Source organism: Geodermatophilus sp. SYSU D00697 (genome assembly GCF_054050175.1).
Genome location: NZ_JBJGYV010000005.1, coordinates 136703 through 161965, shown reverse-complemented (window position 1 = coordinate 161965; position 25263 = coordinate 136703). Strand labels below are relative to the sequence as shown.

General features: G+C 76.0%; 19 protein-coding genes. 9 read left to right on the top strand and 10 right to left on the bottom strand.

The annotated features are described in order from the left end of the window. Positions 1-166: 166 nt before the first annotated feature. Positions 167-382, bottom strand: coding sequence for a hypothetical protein (locus ACI79C_RS07015; RefSeq protein ID WP_456944908.1), 216 nt, complete (start codon positions 380-382; stop codon positions 167-169). 213 nt (positions 383-595) lie between these two features. Between ACI79C_RS07015 and ACI79C_RS07010 the strand changes: the two genes are divergently transcribed. Beyond that, the gene (locus ACI79C_RS07010; protein WP_456944907.1) at positions 596-970 is read left to right on the top strand and encodes a VOC family protein; all 375 of its coding nucleotides are present in this window, start codon (positions 596-598) and stop codon (positions 968-970) included. A 76-nt stretch (positions 971-1046) separates the two neighbouring features. Here ACI79C_RS07010 and ACI79C_RS07005 read toward each other — a convergent pair whose 3' ends face one another. Next, on the bottom strand, positions 1047-1433 hold the full coding sequence (locus ACI79C_RS07005; RefSeq protein ID WP_456944906.1) for an SRPBCC family protein: 387 nt from the start codon (positions 1431-1433) through the stop codon (positions 1047-1049). Continuing rightward, complete coding sequence (locus tag ACI79C_RS07000) at positions 1430-2701, bottom strand: competence/damage-inducible protein A (protein ID WP_456944905.1); 1272 nt, start codon at positions 2699-2701, stop codon at positions 1430-1432. Before ACI79C_RS07000 ends, ACI79C_RS07005 begins: the two co-directional genes overlap by 4 nt. A gap of 125 nt (positions 2702-2826) precedes the next feature. Between ACI79C_RS07000 and ACI79C_RS06995 the strand changes: the two genes are divergently transcribed. Continuing rightward, on the top strand, positions 2827-3468 hold the full coding sequence (locus ACI79C_RS06995; RefSeq protein WP_456944904.1) for a hypothetical protein: 642 nt from the start codon (positions 2827-2829) through the stop codon (positions 3466-3468). Positions 3469-3498: 30 nt separating this feature from the next. After that, a complete protein-coding gene (locus ACI79C_RS06990) occupies positions 3499-3891 on the top strand; it encodes an MmcQ/YjbR family DNA-binding protein (protein ID WP_456944903.1) in 393 nt (130 codons plus the stop codon). A 72-nt stretch (positions 3892-3963) separates the two neighbouring features. On the opposite strand, the gene ACI79C_RS06985 is transcribed toward ACI79C_RS06990, so the two are convergent. The 4 genes from ACI79C_RS06985 to efeU all read right to left on the bottom strand — a co-directional run bounded on the left by ACI79C_RS06985 (position 3964) and on the right by efeU (position 11042). Continuing rightward, entirely contained in the window at positions 3964-7386 is a 3423-nt protein-coding gene (locus ACI79C_RS06985; RefSeq protein WP_456944902.1) for a protein kinase domain-containing protein, read from the bottom strand. A gap of 233 nt (positions 7387-7619) precedes the next feature. Continuing rightward, positions 7620-8927, bottom strand: coding sequence for an iron uptake transporter deferrochelatase/peroxidase subunit (efeB, locus tag ACI79C_RS06980; RefSeq protein ID WP_456944901.1), 1308 nt, complete (start codon positions 8925-8927; stop codon positions 7620-7622). A gap of 71 nt (positions 8928-8998) precedes the next feature. After that, on the bottom strand, positions 8999-10156 hold the full coding sequence (gene efeO, locus ACI79C_RS06975) for an iron uptake system protein EfeO (RefSeq protein WP_456944900.1): 1158 nt from the start codon (positions 10154-10156) through the stop codon (positions 8999-9001). Then, positions 10143-11042 carry an iron uptake transporter permease EfeU gene (gene efeU, locus ACI79C_RS06970; protein WP_456944899.1) on the bottom strand — a complete coding sequence of 300 codons (900 nt, stop codon included), beginning with the start codon at positions 11040-11042 and terminating at the stop codon, positions 10143-10145. Before efeU ends, efeO begins: the two co-directional genes overlap by 14 nt. 273 nt (positions 11043-11315) lie before the next feature. On the opposite strand from efeU, the gene ACI79C_RS06965 reads away from it, so the two are divergent. From ACI79C_RS06965 to ACI79C_RS06950, 4 genes are all read left to right on the top strand, one after another. Beyond that, the gene (locus tag ACI79C_RS06965; protein ID WP_456944898.1) at positions 11316-12314 is read left to right on the top strand and encodes a cyclase family protein; all 999 of its coding nucleotides are present in this window, start codon (positions 11316-11318) and stop codon (positions 12312-12314) included. A 5-nt stretch (positions 12315-12319) separates the two neighbouring features. Next, on the top strand, positions 12320-13984 hold the full coding sequence (locus ACI79C_RS06960) for an AMP-binding protein (RefSeq protein ID WP_456944897.1): 1665 nt from the start codon (positions 12320-12322) through the stop codon (positions 13982-13984). Between the two features lie 156 nt (positions 13985-14140). Continuing rightward, on the top strand, positions 14141-14932 hold the full coding sequence (locus ACI79C_RS06955; RefSeq protein ID WP_456944896.1) for an enoyl-CoA hydratase-related protein: 792 nt from the start codon (positions 14141-14143) through the stop codon (positions 14930-14932). A 101-nt stretch (positions 14933-15033) separates the two neighbouring features. After that, a complete protein-coding gene (locus ACI79C_RS06950; protein ID WP_456944895.1) occupies positions 15034-15714 on the top strand; it encodes a hypothetical protein in 681 nt (226 codons plus the stop codon). Here the strand turns inward: ACI79C_RS06950 and ACI79C_RS06945 are convergent. The 3 genes from ACI79C_RS06945 to ACI79C_RS06935 form a co-directional block, all read right to left on the bottom strand. Further along, positions 15619-17205 carry a dynamin family protein gene (locus tag ACI79C_RS06945; protein ID WP_456944894.1) on the bottom strand — a complete coding sequence of 529 codons (1587 nt, stop codon included), beginning with the start codon at positions 17203-17205 and terminating at the stop codon, positions 15619-15621. The two genes, ACI79C_RS06950 and ACI79C_RS06945, sit on opposite strands and share 96 nt — an antisense overlap. Continuing rightward, positions 17202-19013: a dynamin family protein gene (locus ACI79C_RS06940; RefSeq protein WP_456944893.1), complete on the bottom strand. Its 1812-nt coding sequence runs from the start codon at positions 19011-19013 to the stop codon at positions 17202-17204. Before ACI79C_RS06940 ends, ACI79C_RS06945 begins: the two co-directional genes overlap by 4 nt. Before the next feature lie 106 nt (positions 19014-19119). Further along, on the bottom strand, positions 19120-20322 hold the full coding sequence (locus ACI79C_RS06935; RefSeq protein WP_456944892.1) for an IniB N-terminal domain-containing protein: 1203 nt from the start codon (positions 20320-20322) through the stop codon (positions 19120-19122). Positions 20323-20618: 296 nt separating this feature from the next. Between ACI79C_RS06935 and ACI79C_RS06930 the strand changes: the two genes are divergently transcribed. Together ACI79C_RS06930 and ACI79C_RS06925 are read left to right on the top strand one after the other, a co-directional pair. Continuing rightward, positions 20619-22619: an Hsp70 family protein gene (locus ACI79C_RS06930; protein WP_456944891.1), complete on the top strand. Its 2001-nt coding sequence runs from the start codon at positions 20619-20621 to the stop codon at positions 22617-22619. After that, a complete protein-coding gene (locus ACI79C_RS06925) occupies positions 22616-25204 on the top strand; it encodes a LuxR C-terminal-related transcriptional regulator (RefSeq protein ID WP_456944890.1) in 2589 nt (862 codons plus the stop codon). The genes ACI79C_RS06930 and ACI79C_RS06925 overlap by 4 nt, the downstream gene beginning before the upstream one ends. Positions 25205-25263 lie beyond the last annotated feature (59 nt).

Here is a 25263-nt window from a genome sequence, read left to right as displayed (position 1 = left end):
GCGCCCCGCGGTCCGCGCCGTCCAGCGGGTGCGGCTGCGCCCGCCCGCGGAAGGCGAGCCGTTGCTGCGCCGCGTGGTCCTGGCGCGCGTGGGCGGCCGGTGGTGGCTGCACCGGGTGGTCGCGGAGGACGGCGACCGGGTGCTCGTGGCCGGCACAACGGCCTGGTCAACGGCCCGTCGACCTCCGCCGCGCCGGCGCCCTCGCACGCGTGCACGGTGCGAGCACCTCGGCGGCGATCCGGTTCTGCGCGTTCAGCAGGCCGCACAGCCGGACCAGCAGCGCCGGCCCGGACAGCGGCGCCGGGTCCTCGGCGGCCAGGGCGTCCAGGTCCTCGGCCAGCGCCCGCAACGCGTCGGGCAGCGACTCGGTCAGCGACTCCACGGACACCTCCACGAACGGTTCCATCCTGTGTTCGAAGTCCACCGCCGCACGAAGCCCCTCGCCCCCTGAGTCCCCAGCTCCGGGCGCCTGTCCACAGACCACGACCGGGGCTTGACACGCTTCCTCGGGGACGACGTCAGCGCTGCCACGAGCTGATGCCGGTCGTGCGGTAGGCCATGGGCAGGTCCGCAGCACTCCCGCAGGATGCGGGACATGGCCGACGCGTCCCCGCATCGACACCACACCATCGACTACCTCGAGTTCCCGGTCACCGACCTCGAACAGGCCAAGCGGTTCTACGCCGAGGCCTTCGGCTGGGAGTCCACCGACCACGGGCCGGCGTACGCCGGGATCCGGGACCCGCGGGGCGGATCCGACGCCGAGGTGGGCGGCCTGCGCCTCGACCAGGACGTGCGCCCGGGCGGTCCGCTCGTGCTCCTCTACTCGACCGACCTCGAGGCGTCCGTGGCGGCGGTCACGCGCGCCGGTGGGCTGGTCGTCAACGGACCGTACGAGTTCCCCGGTGGGCGGCGGTTCCACTTCACCGACCCCAGCGGGAACGAACTCGGCGTGTGGGCCGAGCAGTAGGGTCCGCGCGCTCGGCCACAGCCCGAGCGCGCGGACCACAGCGGCAGAGGCGCAGGACGGCGGCCGCGGCCGGGGTTCACCGCACCAGGCGGCCGATCGCCAGCCGGGCCAGGGGCGCATACCCCACCACCACCGGAGCCGGGCCGTCCATCCGCAGCCCCGTGGTGCTGCCGCCGTCGGGCCCCTCGGCCACCCAGTGGAGCAGGTGCAGCCGCACGGGCCCCAGCGACACCGTCCACGACCACTGCCGCGCCGCCTCGTCCACGGCGTCCACCCCGAACGGCAGCGCGATCCCGCCCGGCCCGCGCACCCGGCCCGCCACGCCGGCCACCAGCCGGGGGCCGGGCACGTCGACGCCGGTGATCTGCGGTGCCCACTCCGGCCACCGCGCCGGCACGGCGTAGCGCTCCCAGACCTCCGCCGGCGCCTCGGGCCCGGTCGCGTGCAGCGTCAGGACCGTCATGCCGGAGGCCCGCCGAGCAGGAGCTGCCGCAGCATGTGCATCGCCAGCGACACCGCGCGCTGCCGGACGGCCGACCGGGAACCGGGCAGCACCACCGACCGCGGCTGGTGCCCGTCCGGGCCGACGGCGCACAGGTGCACCGTGCCGACCGGCTTCTCCGGCGACCCGCCGCCGGGACCGGCGATCCCCGTGATGCCGACGCCGACGTCGGCACCGAAGCGGGCCCGCGCCCCCTCCGCGAGCGCCGCCGCGACCTGCGTGCTCACCGCGCCGTATTGGGCGAGCACCTCCGCCGGGACGCCGACCAGCTGCTCCTTTGCCGAGTTCGCGTACGACGCCACCCCGCCGAGGACCCACGCCGACGAGCCCGCCCGCTCGGTCAGCCGCGCCACGAGCAGCCCGCTGGTACAGGACTCCGCCGTCGCCACGGTGAGCCCGCGGGAGCCGAGCGCCTCGGCGACCAGGTCGTCGACTGTCGGACCGGTGGAGAACAGGTGCTCGCCGTGCGCCTCCCGCAGGACGTCGACCAGCTGGTCGTACTCCCGCTGCGCCTCCGGCCCGAACCGGCTGACGATCTCCAGCTCGCCGTCCCGGAGGCACGTGGTGATCTCCAGGCCGGGGAACTCGTGCTGCCGCAGCGTGGCCGCCAGCTGGGACTCCAGCGTGCCCCACAGCCGGACGGTCTCCTGCCGCATCTCGGCGCGGCCGGCCAGCGCCCGCTGCACCTGCGCGTCCGCCAGCGCGGCCGGCCACATGCCCTGCAGTTCCGAGGGCGGACCGGGCAGCACGACCACCGGCGGGCCCGTGCGCCCCTCGGCGGGTGGGACGACGAGGCCGGGCGCGGTACCGACCGGCGGCAGCACGGTGGCGCCCGCGGGCACGAGCGCCTGCTTGCGGACGCCGGCCGCGGTGGCCTCGGGGTCGGCCCGCCAGCCCCGCCCCTCCATCAGGCCCTCGACGATCGCGCCGATCTCCCGCTCGAGCGACGGTTCCACCGCCGAGGGCCGGCCCTGCACCTCCCCCACGATCTCCGCGGTCAGGTCGTCGGCGGTCGGGCCCAGGCCCCCGCTGGTGATGACCAGGTCCTCCCCGGCGAGGTACCGCAGCGCCCCCCGCAGGTCCTCCGGCCGGTCCCCCACCACGAGGACGGCACCGACGTCCACGCCGAGGAGCCGCAACTGCTCGGCGAGCCACGGCCCGTTCCGGTCGGTCACCCGGCCGGTGAGCACCTCGGTCCCGGTGACGACGATCCCTGCGCGCGCACCCACCCGGCCGACCCTAACGACGTCCGGGACCCGCCGCGCCGCTTGCGGGGAACACGGCCCCTCCCCCGCTACCGTGCCGGGGACGGACCGGTCCGCCGCCGGATGCCGCGCGCGAGCGAGGAGGAACCGTGCACCAGCCGACCACCAGCCCCCAGCCCGCGACGCTGGGCCCCGGCGCGCACGAGATCCCGGTGCCCGGCACCGCCACGGGCACCCAGCACCTGCCCCGGGCCGACTTCGACGGGCCACCGGTGCAGGCGACCGGTCCGGTCGACTTCGTCCCCGGGCTCCCCGGCACGCCGCCGCCGACCGCGGCGCCGAAGCCCCGGCAGAGCGACCAGGCGCGCACGAGGCGCGAGCCCCGCACGGGTCGTGGGCCGCGCGGCGGCCGCGCGGTGTCGATGACGCCCCGCCAGCGGGCCTCCCTCATGGGTGCCGGCGTGGCCGGGCTGAGCCTGGTGCTGCTCGAGGTCGGCCTGCTGCTGCCCGTCGACACCGGGGCCCTCTGGTCGGCGGTGCCGCTGTGGTCGGCGTTCGCCACGCTGGCCGGCGTGCTGGGCCTGTTGCCGTTCGCCGGCCGGGTCCTCCCCAGCGTCCGGCGACGCCCCGAGGGCGCCTGGCGGGTGGCCGCCGCGGGCCTGACCGGCCTGGCGGTCTTCTGGGTGCTGGTGGTCCTCCCCGCTGTGGACAGCAACCGTGGTTTCGTCCTCACCGCCGCGCTCGCCACCCTGGGTGCGGCGCTCTGGATCGCCCCGGTCCGCCGGCGCTGAGCACGGGCGGTCGATCAGGAGCTGGACGGTGTGGACGGCGTGGAGCTGCTCGCGATCGCGATGGGGACCGCCGCTGCGCTCCCGGCGGTGAGGCATGAGCACCCGTTCGGGCCCGAGTGGGAGGTGTTCAAGGTCGTCGGCAAGGTGTTCCTGCTCGCGACCGAGGTGCCCGGCGAGCCGGTCGTGACCCTGAAGTGCGAGCCGGAGCACAGCCAGGCGCTGCAGCAGCGGTACGCGGAGGTCGTCCCCGGCTACCACATGGACAAGCGGCACTGGCTGACCATCCGTGCTGGGAACGCGGTGCCGCGGGAGCTCGTCGAAGAGCTGGTGCGCAACTCGTACGAGCTGGTGGTGCAGGGACTGCCCAGGACGAAGCGCCCGACCGACGCGAGGCAGTCCCAGGGCGAGCCGCGGGACGCCTGAGCCAGGACGAGAGGGACCCATCCACCACCCTCGCCTGCCGTACCCACCCGGCGCCGACCCCGGCGGGACGGGTCAGCCGCGGCCGTTCCCGTTCCCGCGGCCCTTCCCGTTGCCGTTGCCGTTGTTGCCGTTGCCGTTGTTGCCGTTCCCGCTGTTGCCGTTCCCGTTGCCACCGTTGCCGTTCCCCGAGTCGGACGACGAGTCGGTCCCCTCGTCGACGTCCTCCGGCTCGTCGTCGGCGTCCTCGCCCTCCGGGTCCGCGTCACCCCCGGAGTCGTCCACGACCTCCGTCACCGGAGGCGCGGGGGCCGGCGCAGGAGCGGGTGCGGGAGCCGGCTGCGGCGACGAGGGCGGGACGACGGTCTCGACCACCCGTTCCCGCACGACCGGCGCGGGCGGCGGAGCCACCGACACGGTGAGCGTCACGAGGTCGCCCGGTGCCAGCGCCCCGACCGGGCCGAGGGCGGTCACCTGCCCGGCGGGGACGTCGCCGCGCTCCTGCACCACCCGGTCGACCCGCAGGCCCAGGGCGGCCAGCGCGGCCTCGACCTCGTCGACGGGCCGGCCCAGGTGGTCGGCGGCGGCCACCAGCACGCCCGGGACCTGCTGACCGTCGTCCTCCTCCACCGGGTCGGACGGGGTGGCGGGCGAGGCCACGGCCACCGGCGTCCGGTCGTCGTCCGCGAGCTGCAGCGCGCCGATCCCGATGCCGGCGCCGGCCAGCAGCGCGACGACCGGGACCAGCAACCGGCGACGGCGCGGGACCGGGGTGAGCCCGGTGAGCGGCAGCGCCGCCGTCGGGGGCGGCGGGAGGGCGCGTCCCGCCCGGACGTCGGCCACGGCGTCCCGGACGGCCGCGCCGTCGGGGAAGCGGGCGGCCGGGTCCTTGACCAGCGCGGTGGCGACGAGGGTGCGCAGGGGCCCGGGGACGTCGTCGGGCAGCGGGTCGGGCTCGTCGCGGATCTGCATGAGCGCGACCTGCACCGGGCTCTCGCCCTCGAACGGGCGCCGCCCGGCGAGGCACTCGTAGGCGATGACGCCCAGGGCGTAGACGTCGCTGGCCGGGCCCGCCTTGCCGCCGGCCGCCTGCTCCGGGGCCAGGTAGTGGGCGGTGCCGACCACCTGGCCGGTCCGGGTGAGCGGCACGCTCGACGCCGACCAGGCGATGCCGAAGTCGGTGATCTTCACGCTGCCGTCCACGCCGAGCAGCACGTTCCCGGGCTTGACGTCGCGGTGGACCACCCCCGCGGCGTGCGCCACGGCCAGCGCCGCCGCCGTCTGCCCCACGACGTCCAGGGTCCGCTCGGGACCGAGCCGGCCCTCCCGGGCGAGCAGCGCAGACAGCGGCTCGCCCTCCACCAGCTCCATCACCAGGTAGGCCAGGGTCTCCCCCTCCCCGGACACCACCTCGCCGTAGTCGTGCAGCGCGGCGATGCCCGGGTGCAGCAGCCGGGCGGTGTGGTGCGCCTCCGCGCGGAACCGGGCGAGGAAGGTCGGGTCGCCGGTGTACTCGCTGCGCAGGACCTTGACCGCCACGGCCCGGTCGAGCAGCCGGTCACGGGCCCGCCACACCTGGCCCATGCCACCGGTCGCGAGCAGGGTCAGCAGCTCGTAACGGTCGCCGAGCGTGCGCCGCCCGAGCTCCGTCACACCTGCCTCCTGACCTCGGCCGTCCCTGAGCGGCTCCCCAGCGTGCCACCGACCGCGGCGGACCACATCCGGACGCCGGTCAGCCGCGGTCCTCCTCGTCGTCGTCCTCGTCGTCCTGGTCGGGCCAGCGCGACTCCTCCGAGGTGGACGACGACGTGGTGGTCGTGGTCGTGGTCGTGGTCGTGGTCGGTGCCGTGGTGGTCGTGGTGGGCGCGGGGGGGGGGGGGGGGGGGGGGGGGGGGGGGGGGGGGGGGGGGGGGGGGGGGGGGGGGGGGGGGGGGGGGGGGGGGGGGGGGGGGGGGCGGGGCCCCCCCCCCCCCCCCCCCCCCCCCCCCCCCCCCCCCACGGCGGGGTGCTGCCCGACAGCTGCGTCGGGTCCGGCGCCGGGACGGTGGTGGTCGGCGCGGCCGGCGCGGCCTCCTGCTCCTCCTGCGGTGCCGGCTGGACGGTCGAGGTCTCCCCGCCGGCGGCGCCGGTCACCGGCGAGGAACCGCGGTCCGGCGTCCGGGACACCGGCGGCGCGACGCCGTAGACGACGACCACCTCGTCACCGGGCCGCAGCGTCCCGCCCGGCGGCTCCAGGGCGGTGACCAGGCCGGGCACGGAGTCCGGGGTCACCTGCTCCTGCCGGGAGACCAGCAGGCCGAGCGCGGAGAGCGCCAGCGCCACCTCGTCGACCGGCCGGCCCACGTAGTCCGCGGCGTCGAGGAGGATCTCCGCGCTCTGCGTCTGTGCGGCCACCTGCGGCGGCGCGCTCGGCTCGTCGTTGAGGGCGACGAAGACCCCCGCGGCGGCCCCGGCGCCGAGCAGCAGCGTGAGCAGCGGCACGAGCACCGCGGCCGGGCCGTGCCGGCGGCGCACCGGCGGGCTGATCGTGTGCGGCGCGGGCGTGCTGTCCGTCCGCGGGGTCGGCAGCGACGGCGGGCCGGCGGGGGGCTCCCCGTTCCCGGCGGGCGGGGGCGGCGGGACGGCGACGGCCTGCGTGGCCGGCGGCTCGGGCTGCGGGCGGCCGGCCCGGACGTCCTCGATCGCGGCCACGAACGCCGCGCCGTCGGCCATGCGGACGGCGGGGTCCTTGCTCAGGGCGCGGCGGATCAGCGTGCGGACGTCGCCGGGCAGGTCGTCGGGCAGCGGGTCCGGGTCCTCGCGCACCTGCTTGAGCGCGATCGTGACCGCGTTGTCGCCGTCGAAGGCCGGGTGACCGGTCAGGCACTCGTAGCCCACGAGGCCGAGGGCGTAGACGTCGCTGGCCGGGGTGGCGTGGTGGCCCTCGGCGACCTCGGGCGAGAGGTACTGCGGCGTGCCGATGACCTGGCCGGTGCGGGTGAGCGGCACGCTGTCGGCCGACCAGGCGATGCCGAAGTCGGTGATCTTCACGCTGCCGTCGGCGCGGACGAGGATGTTGCCCGGCTTGACGTCCCGGTGGACCAGGCCGACGCGGTGCGCCTCGGCCAGCGCGGAGGCGGTCTGCTCCAGGAGGGAGAGGGTGGTCTCGGCGTCGAGCCGGTCCCCTCGGTGCAGCACCGCCGACAGCGGCTCGCCCTCCACCAGCTCCATGACCAGGTAGGACAGCGACTCGCCGCTGCCGTCCTCCGCCTCGGTCTCGCCGAAGTCGAAGACGGCGGCGATGTTGGGGTGGCTCAGCGCCGCGGCGTGCTGGGCCTCGGCGCGGAAGCGGGCCCGGAAGGTGGGGTCGGCGGTGTACTCGCTGCGGAGCACCTTCACCGCGACGGGCCGGCCGAGCAGGGTGTCACAGCCCCGCCACACCTGGCCCATGCCGCCGGCGGCGATCAGCTCGGCGAGCTCGTAGCGGCCCCCCAGGCTGCGCCGTCCCGGCTCCACCACCGTGGCTCACCCCTCGCCTGCGACCCGGCCGCCCGATCTCGGCCCGGAGGGCGCCGGTCCCCCCTGGGTCTGGATGTCCCGTGGGGAGCGCCGGTACACATGCGGCGGACCGCCGACCGCGTCTCGGGCGTGTCGCTGTCCGAGGGCGCGGCTGCGGGGGCTCTCCCCGGGAGATCCCCTCCATCGTCCCAGGTCAGGGGGACCCTGTGACGGGAGCGTTCGTCACGACTCGGTCACGGCTCGAAGAGCGATCGGCCCCACCAGTCGGCCTCGTCGCGGACGCCCGGCGGGCAGGCGAACACGGCCGAGGAGGTGTGCCGGATGTACTCGTTCATGGCGTCGTCGCGCAGGTTGCGCTGCACCTGGACGAATCCGGTCTCCGGGTTCCGCTGGAACGCGATGAAGAACAGCCCGGCGTCGAGCCGGCCCAGGCCGTCGGAGCCGTCGGCGAAGCTGTAGCCGCGCCGCAGGATCGCCGTCCCCGCGTTCGTCGGGTGGGCGAGGAACACGTGTGACGTCTCGGGGATGGCGAACTCGCCGTCCACCCGCGCGGTGAAGTCGACCGGGTCGAACTCCCGCTGCTGGCCGAGCGGCGCGCCGGCGCCCTTGGTCCGGCCGATGGTCCTCTCCTGCTCGTCCAGCGTGGAGCTGTCCCAGGGCTCGACGAGCATCCGGATGCGGCGGGTCACCAGGTAGGTCCCGCCGGTCATCCAGCCGGCGCCGTCCCCGTCGGCGTCGTCGTCCCCGACCCAGACGAACCGGTCCAGGGTCTCGGTGTTCTCGGCCTTGAGGTTGTCGGTCCCGTCCTTGAAGCCGAACAGGTTGCGCGGGGTGGACTGCCCGGTCGTGGTGGACGACGTCCGGCCGAAACCGAGCTGCGACCAGCGGACGGAGACCACCCCGGCGCCGATGCGCACCAGGTTGCGGACGGCGTGCACGGCCACCTGCGGGTCGTTGGCGCAGGCCTGGATGCACAGGTCCCCACCGCTGATGGCGGGGTCGATCTGGTCGCCGGGGAAGGCGGGCAGCTCCACCAGCGGCCCCGGCCGGCGGGCGGCCAGGCCGAAGCGGTCGGTGCCGTCGGCGGTGGTGAACAGGGTCGGGCCGAAGCCGATGGTCAGGGTCAGCCCGGACGCCGGCAGGCCGATCGCCTCCCCGGTGTCGTCCGGCGGGGCGTACTGGTCGCCGTCCACGGCACCGACCGGGCCGGCGTCCTGCCCGGCGGTCATCCGGCGGGCAGCCGCCGTCCAGGCCTCGAGCACCTCGACGAGCTCGTCGCGGCTGTCGGTGGTGACGTCGAAGGCGACGAAGTGCAGCCGGTCCTGGGCCGGCGTGACGATGCCGGCCTGGTGCACGCCCGTGAACTCGACCGCGTCGGTCGGCGACGGCCCGGCCGCCGCCGTGCCACTCCCCTCCGCGGTGGCCCGCCCCACCGCGCCGCCGGCGGCCCCGGCCGCGAGGACCCCCGCGCTGCCGGCTCCCACCAGGCCGAACAGGCGGCGCCGGGACAGGCCCCGGACAGACGAGGTCGGTTCGCTCATGACTGCCTCACTGCGCTGGTCCGCGGCGGGCGACCGCGGGTTCGATCCGCGGTCGGCCGACCGCGCTGCTGTCAGCGGTCGGCGACGACCGCGGCGACCTGGCTGACGGACTCGGTGAGCGCGGTGATGCTGTCGCTCAGGCCGCGCAGCTGCTCCTGCGTGAGCTGGTCGTACAGGACCCAACCGTCGCCGGATCGGTACTGTTCCAGCTCCGCCTCGGTGGCCGCGAAGCGCTCGTCGATCTCGGCCACCAGGTCGGGGTCGGCCTCCTCGAGGTAGGGGCGCAGCGCCTGGACGGCGGCCTCGGAGCCCTCGAGGTTGGCGGCGAAGTCCCACAGGTCGGTGTGCGAGTAGCGGTCCTCCTCGCCGGTGATCTTGCCGGTGGCGATCTCGTCGAGCAGCGCCTTGGCACCGTTGGCCAGCTGCAGCGGGTCGAGGGTCACGTCGTTGGCGAGGTCGACGATCTGCTGCACGTCGTGGTCCAGCTGGTCGGCGTAGGGGGTCATGCCCTCGGTGGTGCCGCCGACCCACAGCGCCTGCTCGATGCGGTGGTAGCCGGTGAAGTCCTGGCCGGGCTCCTGGTCGCCCTCGCGGCCGTCGATGAGCGGGTCGAGGTCGCCGAAGCTCTCGGCCACCGGCTCGATCCGCTCCCAGTAGGTGCGCGCCACCGGGAACAGCGCCTTGGCCCCCTCGACGTCCCCGGCCCGGACGGCGTCGGTGAAGGCGGTCGTCTGCTCCAGCAGGGCACCGGTCTGGCTCTGCACGTAGCGCTGGTAGTCCGTCGAGGCCTGGGCGAGGCTCTCGTCCTCGGACAGCTGCGGCGCCTCCCCGGTCACGGTGAGCCCGTTCCGGATCCCGTCACCGACCATCCCCGGCTTGCAGGCGGTCTGGTAGTCCCCGGCCGGCAGCTCGACGAGCAGCTCGCGGGTCAGCCCGGGGGCGATGTTCTCCACCTCGCCCATCACCCGGTCGCCCTCGGCGTAGACGTAGAACTCGGTGACCCGGCTGCCCTGGTTGCTGACCTGGAACGAGTGGGTGCCGGCCGGCAGCTCGGACTCGGCCACGTCGCAGGCGTCGTCGGTGGCCGCGACCGCGATCGTGTCCGCGGCCGACGAGCCGGAGGCGCCCTCGCCGGCGCCGGTCCCGCCACCGCTGCTGCAGGCCGCGGTGGTCAGTCCCGCGAGCAGGGTGGCGGCGAGGACGGGGAGGCGACGGCTACGCGCGGACATTCTCGTGGGTCTCCGGGTTCGACGGGCTCCCCGGCACGGCGCCGCGGGAGGACGGGGGAGTGGCGGGCCGCGGCCGGGCCGGCCAGAGGAAGGCGAGCAGCACCGGGACGACGTAGGCCACCCAGGCGATCGACTCCAGGACGGTCGGCGCCGGGGTGATGTTGAACATCCCGGCGATGGCCGCCCCGTACCAGCTGTCGGGGTGCAGGACACCGGAGATGTCGAAGGCGAGCACGTCGAGACCGGGCAGCACGCCGGCCTCCTGGAAGTCGTGGACGCCGTACTTGAGGATCCCGGCGGCCACGAAGACCAGCAGGACCCCGCTGACCGTGAAGAACCGCGACAGGTCCACCCGGATCGCGCCGGCGTAGAGGCCGACCCCGATCACGACGGCGCTGAGCACGCCCGCGCTGATGGCCACCAGCGGCGTCGCGGTCGTCGTCGCGCCCTGCGCGGCGGCGTAGAAGAGCAGCGTCGTCTCCAGGCCCTCGCGGACGACCGAGAGGAAGGCGACGCCGGCGACGGCCAGCGCGCCCATCCCCAGGGCGTGCTCGAGCTGCCCGGTGAGCTCGCCCTTGAGCCTGCGGGCGGTCCGCCGCATCCAGAAGACCATCCAGGTGACCAGGACGACGGCCAGCACCGAGGTGACCGCCTCGAACAGCTCCCGCGACCGGTAGTCGGCCAGCAGCGTCGTCTCGGTGTAGGTGAGCAGCGCGCCGAACAGCACCGAGAGCGCCACGGCGAGGGCGACGCCGGCCCACAGCGGCAGCAGCTGCCGGCGGCGGCCGGACTTCACCAGGTAGGCGACCAGGATGCTGACCACCAGGGTGGCCTCGAGCCCCTCGCGGAGCCCGATCAGGTAGCTGGCGAGGAACGCCTGGTCCATGCGGGGACCCCATCCGTGACACGGGCGAGCCCCGCGACGGCGTCGTAGGGCAGCCTCACCTTACTCACCGATCCGCGGGGTCCCAGGCGGGTTGCACGCCGCGGGAGGGCCGGCCGCGGGCCGCGGGCCGCCGGGAGCGGCGTTGCGGCGACGTTGCACCGGTCCCGATCCGGACGCGGCCAACGCTTGCCAGTCGCAACGGTCGACTGTGACGGTGGACACCCCCGGCGGCCGCCGCCGGTTCCCTCCCAACGCCGAGAGGACGGTCCCCCGATGACCAACGCTGCCGAGCAGGCCGAGGAGCAGGCGCCCACCCCGCCCCCCGCCGCCCCCGACATGACCGAGGTCCTGGCCGACGCGCCCACCAACTGGGGCAAGTGGGGCCCGGACGACGAGGTCGGGTCGCTCAACTACCTGACCGCCGAGGAGGTGCTCCGCGGGATCCAGCACGTCAAGCAGGGCACGGTCTTCACGCTGCAGCGGCTGATCGGCGACCCGAAGGGCGACCCGGTCTGGCCGGGGCGTTCGCCGGCCGAGCGGACGATGATCCTCGACGAGTCCACCTGGGACTCCCCCGACGCCCCGCAGTTCCCCGGCGGCCTGCACTACGCCGACGACAAGATCAACGCCTTCCTGCAGGGCTCCACGCAGTACGACGCCCTGGGCCACGTCTGGTACGGCGGGCAGATCTGGAACGGCTACGACGCCCGGACGACGGTCGGCGGGATGGACAAGGCCAGCGTCGAGCCGATCGCCCAGCGCGGCGTCGTGGGCCGCGGCATCCTGCTCGACATGGCCCGCTTCCGCGGGAAGCCCACCCTCGACAAGGGCGAGACCTTTACCCACGAGGACCTCATGGCCTGCGCCGAGGCCCAGGGCACCCGGATCGAGCAGCACGACGTCCTGGTCATCCGGACCAACTTCCTCCAGCTGTTCTACGACCAGGGCGAGGCCTTCTACGAGGGCTTCAACGAGCCCGGCCTGGTCTACAGCCCCGAGCTGGTGCGCTGGTTCCAGGAGATGGAGATCCCCAACCTGGTCACCGACACCATCGCCAACGAGGTCACCTACGACCCGAACAACGGCACCGCGCTGCCCCTGCACTGCGCGCTCATGCGCAACCTCGGGGTCACGCTGACCGAGATCTGCGACCTGGAGGCGCTGGCCGAGGACTGCGCGGCGGACCGGCAGTACACGTTCCTCTACGCCGCCGCGCCGCTGAAGGTGCACCGGGCCACCGGCTCGCCGGTCAACCCCCTCGCCATCAAGTGACGGCGATGTCGACCTACGAGCAGCGGCCGTGGCTGGCCCTCTACGCGGAGGGCCAGCCCGCCGACATCACCCCCGACCACGCCACGATGCTCGAGGTCTTCGAGGCCTCCCTCGCGGCCGCGCCGGACGCCGTCGCGATCCGCTACTTCGACGGCGTCCTCACCTTCGCCGACCTCGACGCCGCCTCCGACGCCCTGGCCGTGGGGCTGACCGAGGCCGGGTTCGCCCCGGGCGACCGGATGGGCCTGTACGTGCAGAACGACCCGGCGTTCGTCATCGGGCTGCTCGGCGCGTGGAAGGCCGGTGGCGCGGCGGTGGCGATCAACCCGATGAACAAGGCGCGCGAGCTGACCTACCTGCTCGGCGACTCCGGCGCCACGGCGCTGCTGTGCCTCGAGGACCTCTACACCGGGGTGGCCCGCGACGTCCTGCCGGAGACGCAGGTGCGCACCGTGGTCACCTGCTCCGCGCTGGACCGGCAGACCCGGGACGACCCGCGGGTGCTGGGCGACGTCGTCCGCACCCGGCCGGAGGGCACCCTCGACCTCGAGGAGCTGCTCTCCACGCACGCCGGGAAGCAGCCCGACGCCCCCGCGCCCTCCGGGGACGACGTGGCGATCCTGACCTACACGTCGGGGACGACGGGCGTGCCCAAGGGCGCGATGAACACCCACCGCACGATGACCTTCAACGCCTACACCTACCGGGAGTGGGTCCGGCTGACGCCGGAGGACAGCGTCCTGGGCATCGCGCCGCTGTTCCACATCACCGGGCTGGTCGCGCACGTCGCCGTCGCGCTGCTGGTGGGCTGCCCGCTGGTGCTGGCGCACCGCTTCCACCCCGAGGCGGTGCTGGACACCATCCGGGAGCACCGGCCCACGTTCACCATCGGGTCGATCACGGCGTTCATCTCCCTGATGGGGGTGCCGGGGGTGTCCCGGGAGGACTTCGCCTCGTTCCGGGCCATCTACTCCGGAGGCGCGCCGATCGCCCCGGCGGTCACCGAGCAGTTCGAGGCGCTGACCGGGCACTACATCCACAACGCCTACGGGCTCACCGAGACCAACTCGCCGTCGCACCTGGTGCCGCTGGGGCGGACCGCGCCGGTGGACCCGGACTCGGGCGCGCTCTCGGTCGGGGTGCCGGTCTACAACACCGTCGTCCGCATCCTCGACGAGGACGGCAAGGAGCTCCCGCCGCGGGAGATCGGGGAGATCGCGACCGCCGGGCCGCAGGTCGTGCCGGGCTACTGGAACAAGCCCGAGGCGACCGCCGAGTCCCTGCCCGGCGGGGAGCTGCGCACCGGCGACGTCGGGTTCATGGACGAGCAGGGCTGGTTCTACATCGTCGACCGCAAGAAGGACATGATCAACGCGGCCGGGTACAAGGTCTGGCCCCGCGAGGTCGAGGACGTCCTGTACGGGCACCCGGCTGTGCGGGAGGCGGCGGTCGTCGGCGTCCCCGACGCCTACCGCGGCGAGTCGGTGAAGGCGTTCGTGTCGCTCAAGCCGGGCACGACGGCGACCCCGGAGGAGGTCATCGCCTTCGCCAAGGAGCGGATGGCCGCCTACAAGTACCCGCGGTCGGTGGAGCTGGTCGACGAGCTGCCGAAGACGACGACGGGGAAGATCCTCCGCAGGGAGCTGCGGGACAACCCGCCCACCGGGTGACCTCCTCGGGCCCGGCCGTGATCAGGTGACCTGGTCGTGCTGGGTCCTCCCTCACCGTGGGCAGTGGGGGTGGACCCCGCACGGGCGGGGAGGACGCCCGCGCCGAGCCCGCACGGGCCCGACCGCAGGACCGACGAGAGACGAGGTGGGGCGACGATGCCCGAGGCGACTGGGCCGGAGACCGTGACCCGTGAGGACGCCGGCGGCGTCGCGACCATCACCCTGCTGCAGCCGGGCCTCACCCACCGCTCACGCCGCGAGCTGCTCGACGTCGTCCGGGAGGTCGGCGCCGACGGGTCGGTGCGGGCCATCGTCCTCACCGGGCGGGGCCGCGCGTTCTGCGTGGGGCAGGACCTCGCCCAGCACGTCGAGGCGCTCCGGGGCGACGCCGCGAGCTCGCTGTCGGTGGTCGAGGACGAGTACAACCCGCTGGTCCTGGCCCTGGCCGCGCTGCGCGTGCCCGTGGTGGTGGCGGTCAACGGGGCCTGCGCCGGGGCGGGCCTGGGCATCGCGCTGGCCGGGGACCTGCGGATCGCCGCCGCCGGCGCGAAGTTCACCACCGCCTTCACCGGGATCGGGCTGTCGAGCGACTCCGCGCTGGCCTCCCGGCTGGTCCACTGCGTCGGCGGCTCCCGCGCCGCGGAGATCCTGCTGCTGCCCGACCCCTTCCCCGCCGAGACGGCGGCGACCTGGGGCCTGGTGCACCGGGTGGTCGAGCCCGAGCAGGTGCTGCCCGAGGCGCAGGCACTGGCCGCCCGCCTCGCCGCCGGCCCCACGGCCGCCTACCGGGCGCTCAAGACGGTGCTGGCCACCGCCGCCACCGACTCCCTCGAGGACACCCTGGCCCTGGAGGCACGGCTGCAGAAGGAACTCGGGCAGACCGCCGACCACCGCGAGGCCGTGGAGGCCTTCCTGGAGAAGCGCACGCCGCGCTTCACCGGTCACTGAGGGTGTCGACACGACCGGGTCCTGCCGACGCGCCCCGTACCGAGACGGTCACCCCCGGTTCGCGATGACAGGCTCCCGCGAGGTCGTCGGAAGGGGGAGACGTGACGGAGTCCGCGAGGTCGCGGGGGACGCGGAGCGGAGCAGCGGGTCCGGCGGGCCGGACGCCGCCACCACGCACCGCGCCGGCACCGCGGACGGCCGACGGGCGCCCGCAGCCGCGGCGGGTCGTCCTCACCGGCAACGTCGTCGAGCAGCTCCCCCCGCCGCCGCCCCCGCGCCCGGCGACCACGAGTGACCTCGCCGCGCCCGTCGGCCGTCCCCGGCCGGAGGTGCCGGGCACGGTCCGGGCAACCGCCGCGCTGTGGTGGGCCGGCTGCGTGGCGGCGCTGACCGGCCTGGGCGCCGCGCTGCTGGACTCCGAGGCGCTGCGGGCCCGGCTGACCGAGACCGCCACCGCCACCGACCCGGCGGCCTCCGCCGACCTGGTCGCCGACGGCGTGCGCGCCACGATGGTCCTGGTGCTGGCGAGCGTCGCCGCACTGGTCGTCCTCTCCCTGCTGTGGGTGGGCCTGCTGCTGCGCGCCCGCACGTGGGCCCGCTGGGCGCTGGTGGTCACCGCGGCGCCGATCCTGCTGGCCCTGGACGTGGCGCAGAGCGTCGTCGCCGGCGACGCCGACACCGACCGGCTAGCGCTGGTCCTCGCCGCCGGCCTGTTCGTCGTCGCGCTCGTCCCACTCCTCAGCCGCTCCGCCCGCGCGTTCTGCCGGGGCGCCCGCCGCTGACGTCCCCCAGCCGTCCAGCTCGGCGAGCAGCGCCTCGCACGAGCGGACGACGACGCCGGCGGCGTCGGCGCTCGCCCGACGGGCCAACGGGTCTGCGGCGGCCGCGCGCCAGCGGCCCAGCGCCTCGAACGCCGCGGTCCGCAGGTCGGCGTGCGGGGCGTCCGCGGGCAGCCCCAGGCGGGCGGCGGGCCCGGTCCCCTCGGCACCGAGCAGGCGCTCGGCGTCGGGCCGCAGCTGCTCGGGCAGCGGGCTGTCGGCCGACCGCGCCCGGGCCAGCAGCTCCAGCTCGGCCAGGGCCGGGGTGGCCAGCCGGACCCGTTCCAGGCCGGCGCGCAGCGCGTCGCCGCCGTCCACCGGGTGCTCCTCCAGCACGGCCTGCAGCAGCCGCAGCGCCGTCCCCGCCTTCAGCGCGTCCCCCCGGTCGGTGAGGTGGACGCGCATCAGCCGCTGCAGCTCGACCAGCCCGCTGCGCTGCAGCAGCTCCACGGCGAGGGCCGAGGCGTCGGGCACGCCGGCCCGGATCAGGGCGAGGGACAGCCGGATGCCGAACAGGCCCAGCCGGTCCAGGAGCGCGGCCCGGACGTCCTGCGCGAGCGGCACCGGCGCCTCGGCGCGGCAGAACCGGTCGGGGGTGAGCAGTATCGCGGCGACCTGCGCCTGGTCGGCGGTGGCCAGGCTGCGCAGCGCGACGTAGTCCCCGTGCCGCAGGGTGCGGCCGGCCAGCGCCAGCAGCCCGGCGACGGGCACCACGGCCGCGCTCACCGCCCGCAGCTCGGGGTCCTCGGACATCCGCCGGGCCACCGCGCCGGCAGCGTGCAGGGCGTCCAGCCGGCCGGCACCGACCTCGTCGGCGCGGGAGAGCACGGTGATCGTGGTGGCGTGCGCCCCGGCGGCCGCGCCGGCCTGGAACCCGGCGAGGACGGCGACGTCCTCGGGCTGGGGCTGGCGGGTGAGGAACACGACCGCGTCGGCACCCGCGGTGCCGTCGTCGCCGTCCAGGAAGGTGCGGGTCCGGGCGCTGGTGTCGCCCGACAGCGAGGAGATGCCCGGGGTGTCGACCACGGTGGCCGGCTGCAGGTCGGGGGCCGGCCACTCCACCAGCAGCGAGGCGACCTCCTCGGGCGGGGTCCCGCCGAGCTCCAGCTGCAGGCCGCCGTCGGCCCGGCGGACCGGCAGCGTGCGGGTCTGCCCGTCCGTGCCGTGCAGGACCGCCCTCGGGGTGGCCCCGTGCCGGTAGAGGGTCACCACCCGGGTGCACTCGCCGGCGTCGGTGGGCGCGATCCGCGCCCCCACCAGGGCGTTGAGCAGGGTCGACTTCCCGGACTTGACCCGCCCGACCAGCGCCAGCCGTAGCGGCTCGTCCAGCCGCCGCCGCTGCGCCCGCAGCCGCTCGGCGACGTCGGGCCGGTCGGCGTAGCGCTCCAGCGCCTCGTCCAGCAGCGCCCGGACGTCGTCCAGGACCGCCGCCGGTGCCCCCGCCGTGAGCGTCACGGGACCGCCACCGCCGTCCGGTTGAGCTGGCGCACCTCGGCGGCGAGCCGGTCCAGCTGGTCCAGCCGCAACCGCAGCGAGCGGATGCGGGCGTCACGCTCGGCGGTGGCCTCCTTGGTCGAGCGCTGCGCGGCCGCCACGGCGTCGGCCAGGGAGCGGGACATCTCCTCCGCGGTGTCGGTGATCAGGTCGCGCAGGGTGCGCTGGACGGTCCGCAGCCGGTCCTTGAGCTGCTTGCCGACCTGGAACACCACCTCGTCCAGGTGCCGGCGGACGACGGCCTTCGCCTCGGACTGCCGCCGCTGCACCCGCTGCTTCTTGTCGTCGTTGTAGGCCTTGCGCCCGAGCAGGACGCCGGCAGCCAGCGAGATCGGGTTGATGATCGCCATCCCGGCCAGGCTGGTCACCAGCCCGGTCATCAGGACGCCGGTGTAGGACCCGCGCAGCCCGATCAGCGCCCGCTCGCGCAGGGTCATGGCGCCCTCGTCGATCTCCGGCAGGTCGACCAGGCTGTCCAGGGCGTCTCCGGCGGCCCCCACGGACAGGGCCGGGACCGCGGCGCCGCCGTCCCGGGAGAACTGCTCGATCACCCGCTCGGCGAGCCACTCCGAGCGCTGGCCGGCCCAGACGTAGCTGTCGGCGACGGCCGCGGCGATCCGCCGGTCGAGCCACGTGGCCAGCTCGGCCCAGGCCGGACCGGGGTCCTGGGCGTCGATCGCCTCCTCGGCCTCCCGGGTCACCACCCGGGACCGGTCGCGCAGGTCGAAGTCGATGTCGCTCATGAGGTCGGTCACGCCGTCGGCGAGCACCTGCTGCCAGCGCGAGGAGCGGCGGCGCAGGTCGTCGGCGGCGGCCTTGGCCTCCTCCAGACCACGCAGCAGCTCCTCCCGGCCGGCCGGGTCCTGCAGCCCGGCCAGCTCCGTGCGGACCGCGAGGGAGAGGTGCTCGGTGACCGCGGCGAGGTCGTGCACCAGCGCCCGCCGGGCGAGGACCTCGGCGCGGTCGACGACCTCGCGGCGCAGGTGGGTGACCAGCGCCCCGATGCCGGACTCCTCGTGCAGCTCCCGGTCCCGGTGCTGCACCGCCAGCTGCGCCAGCGCCGAGGAGACGGCGAACAGCGGCGCCTCGATGCCGCGGCCGGCCAGGTGGGCGCGGTCGAGCTCGAGGACGGTGCGCCACTGCGGGCAGGCGTCGGTCTTGGTGAGGACGCAGACGACCGTCGGGCACAGCCCGCGCGCCTGCTCCAGGAAGGCCATCTCCGGGGCGGTGAACTCCTGGCTCGCGTCGGACACGAGCAGGACGGCGTCCGCGGTCGGCAGCAGGTCGACCGTCCGCAGCGCCCGCACCGTGCCCACCCCGCCCACACCGGCGGTGTCGACGAGCTCCAGGCCGCCGTCGAGCAGCCGCCGCGGGAGCTCCACCTCCGCCTGCACCAGCCGCTCGTCGGTACCCGTCACCCGCGCCGCGACCTGGTCGATGGGCACCGGCACCCGCTCGGTGGGGACCTCGGCCCCGGCCTCGGCGGCCGGTCCGGTGGCCAGCACGAGGGTGGCGCGGGGGGTCTCCCCGTTGCGCACGACCGTCGGGACGACGGTGGCGACGTCGTCGGCCACCGGGCAGACCGGCGCGCCCACCAGGGCGTTGACCAGCGAGCTCTTGCCCTGCTTGGGCTCGCCCACGACCAGCACCCGCACCCCGGGGGTCCGGGAGCGCTCCCGCGCCTGGAGCAGCCGCCGGTGCAGGTCCGGCCGCTCGCAGACCTCCGCGAGCGCCACCGCCCGGTCGATCACCTGTGCTGTCGTCGCCATGGTCGCCTCCAGTCACCCCGGTATTACCATCCGCGTGCGAGCCGGCCCGGAACGTGCCCGGGTCCCGGGCGCCTCCGTGGCGCGCCCGGGACCCGGTGGGGAGTGGTCAGCCGGCGGTGACGTCCTCGACCTCGTTGCCCGAGAAGTTGTCCGAGAAGTTGTCGTTGAGGCTGTCCTCGACGTCCACCTCGACCTCGGTGTACTCGCTGTTGTCGGTGTACTGGCTGTTGTCCTGCGTCAGCTCGTTGCCGTTGAGCGAGTCGTCGACGCCGTCGTCGTCGGAGTTGTCCTGGAAGGAGTCCTCGACGTCCACGTCGACGTCGGTCGAGTTGTCGTTGAACGAGTCCTCGACCTCCACCTCGGTCGTGGTGGTGGTCGAGTTGTCGTTGCCCGAGTCGTTCACCGAGTTGTCGGAGTTGTCGTTGCCCGAGTCGTTCACCGAGTTGTCGGAGTTGTCCTCGTTGAACGAGTCCTCGACGTCCACCTCCACGTCGGTGGAGTTGTCCGTGTCGTTGCCGTTCCCGGCGACGTTGCCGTCGCCGTTCTGGGTGTTGCCGGAGTTCTCCACGTCGATGTCGGTGTCGATCTCGGTGTCGACGTCGTTGTCGCGGCCCACGGCGTTGCCGTCGCCGGAGACGTCGTAGCTGTCGTTGTACGAGTCGTTCACCGAGTTGTCGCTGTTGTCGATCGTGACGTCCTCGACGTCGTCGCCGGCGACGATGCCGCCCTCGTTGTCGATCTGGGTCACGTCGCCGTCGACGTCGCCGCCGGCGGCCACGCCGTCCCCGCCGACGAACACGTTGTCGTCCCCGAAGATGGCCTGCGCGTCGCCGCTCACCCAGATGCTGTGGGAGGCGTCAATCGAGACGTGGGTCTCGTGGTTCTCGTACTGGATCTCCTGCAGGTGGGTGATGACGACGGTCTCGTGACCCCCGGCCGGGGCGTGCCCGTGGCCCGAGCCGCCCTGGGTGTCGTCGTCGTCCTCGTCGTCGTCCTGGTCGCGGGCCGGCAGGTGGGCGGAGCCGCCGGAGTGCTCGCGGACGTCCTCGTCGTCGCTGCGGGACTGGACGCCGGCGGGGCGCGCACCGCCGTCGCCGTCGCAGGAGTCGCCGTTGCCGCCGTTCCAGCCGCCGACCGTGGAGTAGTCGGCGACCATCGGCATGAGGTCGGCGACGTCGTCCGGCGAGACGTCGGTCAGGCCGGCGGCGTCGAGAGCCGCCTCCGGGTCCTCCTCGTACGCGGCGGCCTTCGCCGGGTCGCGGAACAGGTCGAGGATGAAGTCGAGCAACGAGCTGGCGAGAGTCGACATGGCTGGCACTCCTGGGTCTGGGAGCCGGTCCGCCATCGGCCGGCTGGCAGCGGCAGTCCAGCCGCCGGGGGGCTCCCCCGGCATCGGGGTCGATCCCCCCATCCTCGTCACCCCGATGGGGGGTGTGCGCTGACTGAGCGTTAGGGGCTGCGGGGTGTCGCCCCCTACTTACGGTCCGCATCCGTCCGTGGCGGGTGGCGGGCGGGACAGATGGTGCGGGCGGGTCATACGTTCGGAGGACCCGGCCGGTCCGACACAGGGCGCCGGGGTTGCGGAATGCGGATCAGGGGGCACCTGTGCGCAACGGCGAGTACGGGTTGGGCATCGACATCGGCGACGGAGCCATCTCCGCCGCGGTGTGCGACGGCGACGAGGGAGGTGCGGCGGGCGCAGAGGCGCTGGTCATCGGGGAGTCCGGGGCGACGGCACCGGCCGCGCTGACCGTGGGCGAGGACGGCCGCGTGTCGTTCGGGGCGGCCGAGGGAGCGGCCTTGGTGGCGCACGTCCTGGCCCGCGTCGGCGACCCCGCTCCGCTCTACGCGGGCGACCGTCCGGTCGCGGCCGCCGAGCTGGCGGCCGGCGCGGTCCAGCGCATCCGCGAGGCGGCCGCCCGGCACGCGGGGCGGCCGGAGTCCTGGACCGTGGTCACGGTCCCGCCGTCCTGGGGCGGACACCGCCGGGCGGTGCTCGCCCGCGCGCTCGGTGACGCCGGGGTCCCCCGGTTCTCCCTCGTCTCGAGCGCGGTGGCCGCGGCCCACCACCACGTGACCTGCGGGGACATCCCGCCCGACGCCACCGTCGCGGTCTACGACCTGGGCGCCAGCACGCTGGACACCGCGGTGGTCGGCCCCACCCCCGACGAGCCGCTGGGTCACCTGGGGGTCCCCCCGGTCCCCCGGCCGTGGGGTGGGCGCGACCTCGACGACGCCGTCGTCGCGCACGTCGTCCGCTGCGCCGGGACGCCGGCCGACGCCGCCGCGTCCCGGGCGCTGCGCGCGGCGTGCACCGCGGCCAAGGAGGCCCTGTCGGCCGAGACGACCGTCCTGGTGGCCGCCGAGGGCCCGGACAGACCGGTCCGGCTCACCCGCGAGGAGTTCGACGAGGTCGTCGACGGGCCCGTGCGCGCGTCGGTGTCGGCGGTGACCGAGGCCCTCGCCGCCGCCGGGGTGGAGCTCGCCGACCTGGACGCGGTCGTGCTGGCCGGCGGCGCGGTCCGCGTCCCGCTGGTGGCCGAGGTGCTCTCCGGCGAGCTGGGCAGGCCCCTCGTCGTCTCCCCCGACCCGGCCCTCACAGCCGCTCTCGGTGCGGCCGCGCTCGCCGCGGACGCCCTGGTGGCCGTGCGGCTGCTCGCCGCCGAGACCGACGACCCCGCCCCCGTCGACGCCACGGTCGCCGTCCCGGCCGACTCCCCTCCCGAGCTCGCCGTCCCCCCAGGGGAGGCCCCCGGGCCGGCCGGGGTCACCCCCCGGCGGCCGAGGGCGCTCGTCGCCGGGACCCGGCGCCCGGGCGGCGCGCTGCGCCCGGCAGGCAGCGCGCGCGGCTCCCGCGTCCGGCGCGGTGCGGTCGTTGCCGGGGGCTTCCTCGGCCTGGTCCTGCTGCCCCCGGCCATCGCCGGCGTGATCGGCGTGGACCTGACCAGCGTCCCGACCGACGGGGTGGTGGCCGAGGTGCAGGACGGCGAGGTCGTGGCCTCGGGCAGCGCCGCGGTCGGGGGCACCACGCCCGCCGCCGAGTCCGCGGAGTCCGCCGGGTCCGCCCCGGGCCGCGGTCAGGGAGCGGGCGCGGGCCGCGCACCGGCGGTCGACCCGGGCAGCGTGCTGCCGGGCGGCGGGCTGGGTGCGGCGGTCGCCACCGCCACCCGGGGCGCCGCGGCCGCCGCGGACACCCCCGCGGCCGGCGCCCCGCAGGCGCCCGGCACGGCCTCCACCCCCCGGGGCGGGACGACGACGAACCCGCCGGCTCCCGGCTCGACCCCGCCCCCCACGACGGGCCAGGACCCGACGACGCCGCCGCCGACGACCACCCCGCCCACCACCGACCCCCCGACCACCACGCCGCCCAGCGACACCCCGACGACCACGCCGCCCAGCGACACCCCCACCACGACCCCGCCGACCGACCCGGCGCCGATCACGGAGCCGGACCCCGTGCCCGACCCCGAGCCGGACCCGGTGCCCGACCCCGAGCCCCAGCCCCAGCCGGAGCCCGAGCCCCAGCCCGAGCCGGAGCCCGCCCCCGACCCGGCCCCGGCGCCGGACCCGGCCGGCGACACCGTCTCCGCCACGGCGGCGCTGTGATCGCCGACATCGGTGCCGGTGGCACACTGCTGGCCGACTGCGGACCCGACGCGGTCCGCGAGCTGGCCGGTCCGCCCGGCCGTCCCGCTGTCCCGGTGACCGTGCAGGGCCCCGGGGGGACGGGGAAGACGCTGCTGCTGACCGAGCTGGCCGCGGCCCACCGCAGGGCGGGGCTGCCGGTGCTCGAGGCCGCGCCGATCGACCCGGCCGACCTCCCCGACGAGTTCGCCGTCGTGGTCGACGACGCGCACCGGCTGACCGAGGCGGCGGCGGCCGGGCTGATCGACCTGCTGCGGCACCCCGGCGCCCGGGTGTCGATCGCCTACCGGCCCTGGCCCCGGCCGCGGCCGCTGACCGCGCTGCTCGCCGAGGTCGGTGCCGACCGGCGCGCCGTCGTCCTCGGGCACGCCGACCGCGCGCAGGTCCGCAGCTGGGCGCGGGAGCACCTGGGACAGGCCGTGGCCCCGGGGCTCGTCGACGCCGTCCTCGCCCAGACCGGTGGGCTCCCCGCGCTGGTCCACCCGCTGCTGCGGTCGCTGGCCCGGCGCGGGCCCGGGTCCGCCGTCCCGGGGCAGCCGGTCCGGCTGGTCGTGCCCGAGGAGGTCGGCGACCGGGCCCGCGCCGGCCTGGCGTCGGTCGACGAGGGCACCCGGGCCCTCCTGCACGCCGTCGCCGCCGGGGCTCCGCTGGACGACGAGGTGCTCGGCGACCTCCTCGGCGTGCCACCCCTCGACGCGGCGGAGCTGATCAGCGCCGCGCGGGCGAGCGGCCTGCTGCTGGCCGGCGGTGCGGTGGTGCCGATCGTGGCGCAGGTGCTGCTCGCGACCACCCCGCCCGACATCACCCGCCGGACGCGCCGGCAGCTGCTGTCGCTGCTGCTCGAGCGCGGGGAGGAGCCGGTGGAGCTGGCCCGGCGGCTGGCGGCCGAGCGGGTGCGCGACCCGCGGGCGGCGCGGCTGCTGGAACGGCACGGGGAGGCGGCGCTCGCTGCCGACCCGGCGCTGGCCGGGCAGCTGCTGGGCGAGGCGGCCCGGACCGGGGCACCGGTCTCCGGGCTGGCCGCGCGGCGGGCCCAGGCCGCGGTGCTGGCCGGGGACCTCGACGGCGCCCTGCAGTGGGCCGACACTGCCCTGGCCGACCCGGCCGCTCCGGACCGGGCGCGGGCGGCGGGCGTGACCGCGGCCGTGCTGGCCCAGCGCGGGCTGCTCGGCCGGGCGGCCGACCTCTGCCGGCTGGCCGGCCCGGAGCGCGCCGGGGCCGCGGCGCTGGCGCTGCTGGCGACGGGGGCACCGGAGGAGGCCCGGGCCGTCCTCGGGGAGGCCGGCGCGGTGCGCGGGGTGCCCACGATGCTGTCGGTCAGCGAGGAGCTGACCGCCCAGGGCGTCGCCCAGTCGCTGCGCACGGGCGAGAACGCCGCCGACGACATCTCCGCGGCGCTGTCCACGCTCACCCGGGCGGCGGCGCTGCTCGAGCCGGTCGGGCGGACGGCGGTGCTGGTGGACACCCCGGCGGCGCTGGCCGCGCTGGTCGCGCTGCACAGCGGCGAGCTGGGGGTGGCCGAGTCGGTGCTGCAGCGGGCGGTGGACGCCGACCTCGGCGGACCGCCGTGCCGGCCGCGCCACCGGTTGCTCCTGGCCTGGATCGCGATGCTGGCCGGACGGCTGACCCGCGCCCGCGAGCTCATGGCGGCGGCGCAGGACTCGGCGCAGATGACCGCGGCCCAGGAGGGGACGCCGGCCCTGGAGCCGCGCGACGACGTGTTCCTGCAGGCCCTGGAGGTGGGGCTGGCCCGCCGCAGCAGCGACGTCCCCGCGCTGGTGCGGGCGTGGGTGCGCGCGCGGGAGGCGGTGGTCCGCCACCCGGTGGACCTGTTCACGCTGCTGCCGCTGGGCGAGCTCATCGTGGCCGCGACCCGGCTGCAGGACGACGACCGGCTCCGCCCGCACCTGGCCGAGGCGCAGGCACTGCTGGGGCGGCTGGGCGATCCGCAGCTGTGGGCGACGTCGCTGCACTGGAGCGGCGCGCAGGCGGCGATCCTGGCCGACGACCCCGACCGGCTGCGGCCGCACGCGGCGGCCCTGGTCGCCGCAGCTCGGACCAGCCCCTACGCGGCGACCCTGGCCCGGGCGGGACGGTCCTGGATGCGGGTGCTCGCCGGCGACGTCGACGCGGCGAGCGTGGTGGCCGCGGCGGAGGAGCTCACCGCCGTGGGGCTGGGGTGGGACGGCTCGCGGCTGGCCGGTCAGGCCGCGGCCCGTGCGACCGACCAGAAGGCCCGGTCGCTGCTGCTGGGCTGCGCCAGGACGCTGGCCGACAGCGCCGGCTGCGAGGGCGCACCCACGGCACCCGCGCCCCGGCCGGCCGCGGAGGGTGCGCCTGCGCCGGCCCCGAGCGGTGCGCTGTCCGAGCGCGAGCGGGAGGTGGCCCGGCTCGTCGTGGCCGGGCAGACCTATCGCGAGATCGGCGGGCGGCTCTACATCTCCGCCAAGACCGTGGAGCACCACGTGTCCCGGATGCGGCAGCGCCTGGGGGCGAGCAACCGGTCGGACCTGCTGGCCCGGCTCCGGGCCGAACTGGGGGAGTAGGAGGACCCGCTCGGGCGGAGTGCCAGGGGAGGACGGGGTCCTCTCCCGGCGGGAGCGGG

What these genes read in the sequence shown, in the direction of transcription:
- ACI79C_RS06940 (WP_456944893.1), bottom strand. Translation starts at nt 19,013, where the DNA reads ATGGCGACGACAGCACAGGTGATCGACCGGGCGGTGGCGCTCGCGGAG.
- ACI79C_RS07010 (WP_456944907.1), top strand. Translation starts at nt 596, where the DNA reads ATGGCCGACGCGTCCCCGCATCGACACCACACCATCGACTACCTCGAG.
- ACI79C_RS06935 (WP_456944892.1), bottom strand. Translation starts at nt 20,322, where the DNA reads ATGTCGACTCTCGCCAGCTCGTTGCTCGACTTCATCCTCGACCTGTTC.
- ACI79C_RS06965 (WP_456944898.1), top strand. Translation starts at nt 11,316, where the DNA reads ATGACCAACGCTGCCGAGCAGGCCGAGGAGCAGGCGCCCACCCCGCCC.
- efeB (WP_456944901.1), bottom strand. Translation starts at nt 8,927, where the DNA reads ATGAGCGAACCGACCTCGTCTGTCCGGGGCCTGTCCCGGCGCCGCCTG.
- efeO (WP_456944900.1), bottom strand. Translation starts at nt 10,156, where the DNA reads ATGTCCGCGCGTAGCCGTCGCCTCCCCGTCCTCGCCGCCACCCTGCTC.
- ACI79C_RS06960 (WP_456944897.1), top strand. Translation starts at nt 12,320, where the DNA reads ATGTCGACCTACGAGCAGCGGCCGTGGCTGGCCCTCTACGCGGAGGGC.
- ACI79C_RS07005 (WP_456944906.1), bottom strand. Translation starts at nt 1,433, where the DNA reads ATGACGGTCCTGACGCTGCACGCGACCGGGCCCGAGGCGCCGGCGGAG.
- efeU (WP_456944899.1), bottom strand. Translation starts at nt 11,042, where the DNA reads ATGGACCAGGCGTTCCTCGCCAGCTACCTGATCGGGCTCCGCGAGGGG.
- ACI79C_RS06955 (WP_456944896.1), top strand. Translation starts at nt 14,141, where the DNA reads ATGCCCGAGGCGACTGGGCCGGAGACCGTGACCCGTGAGGACGCCGGC.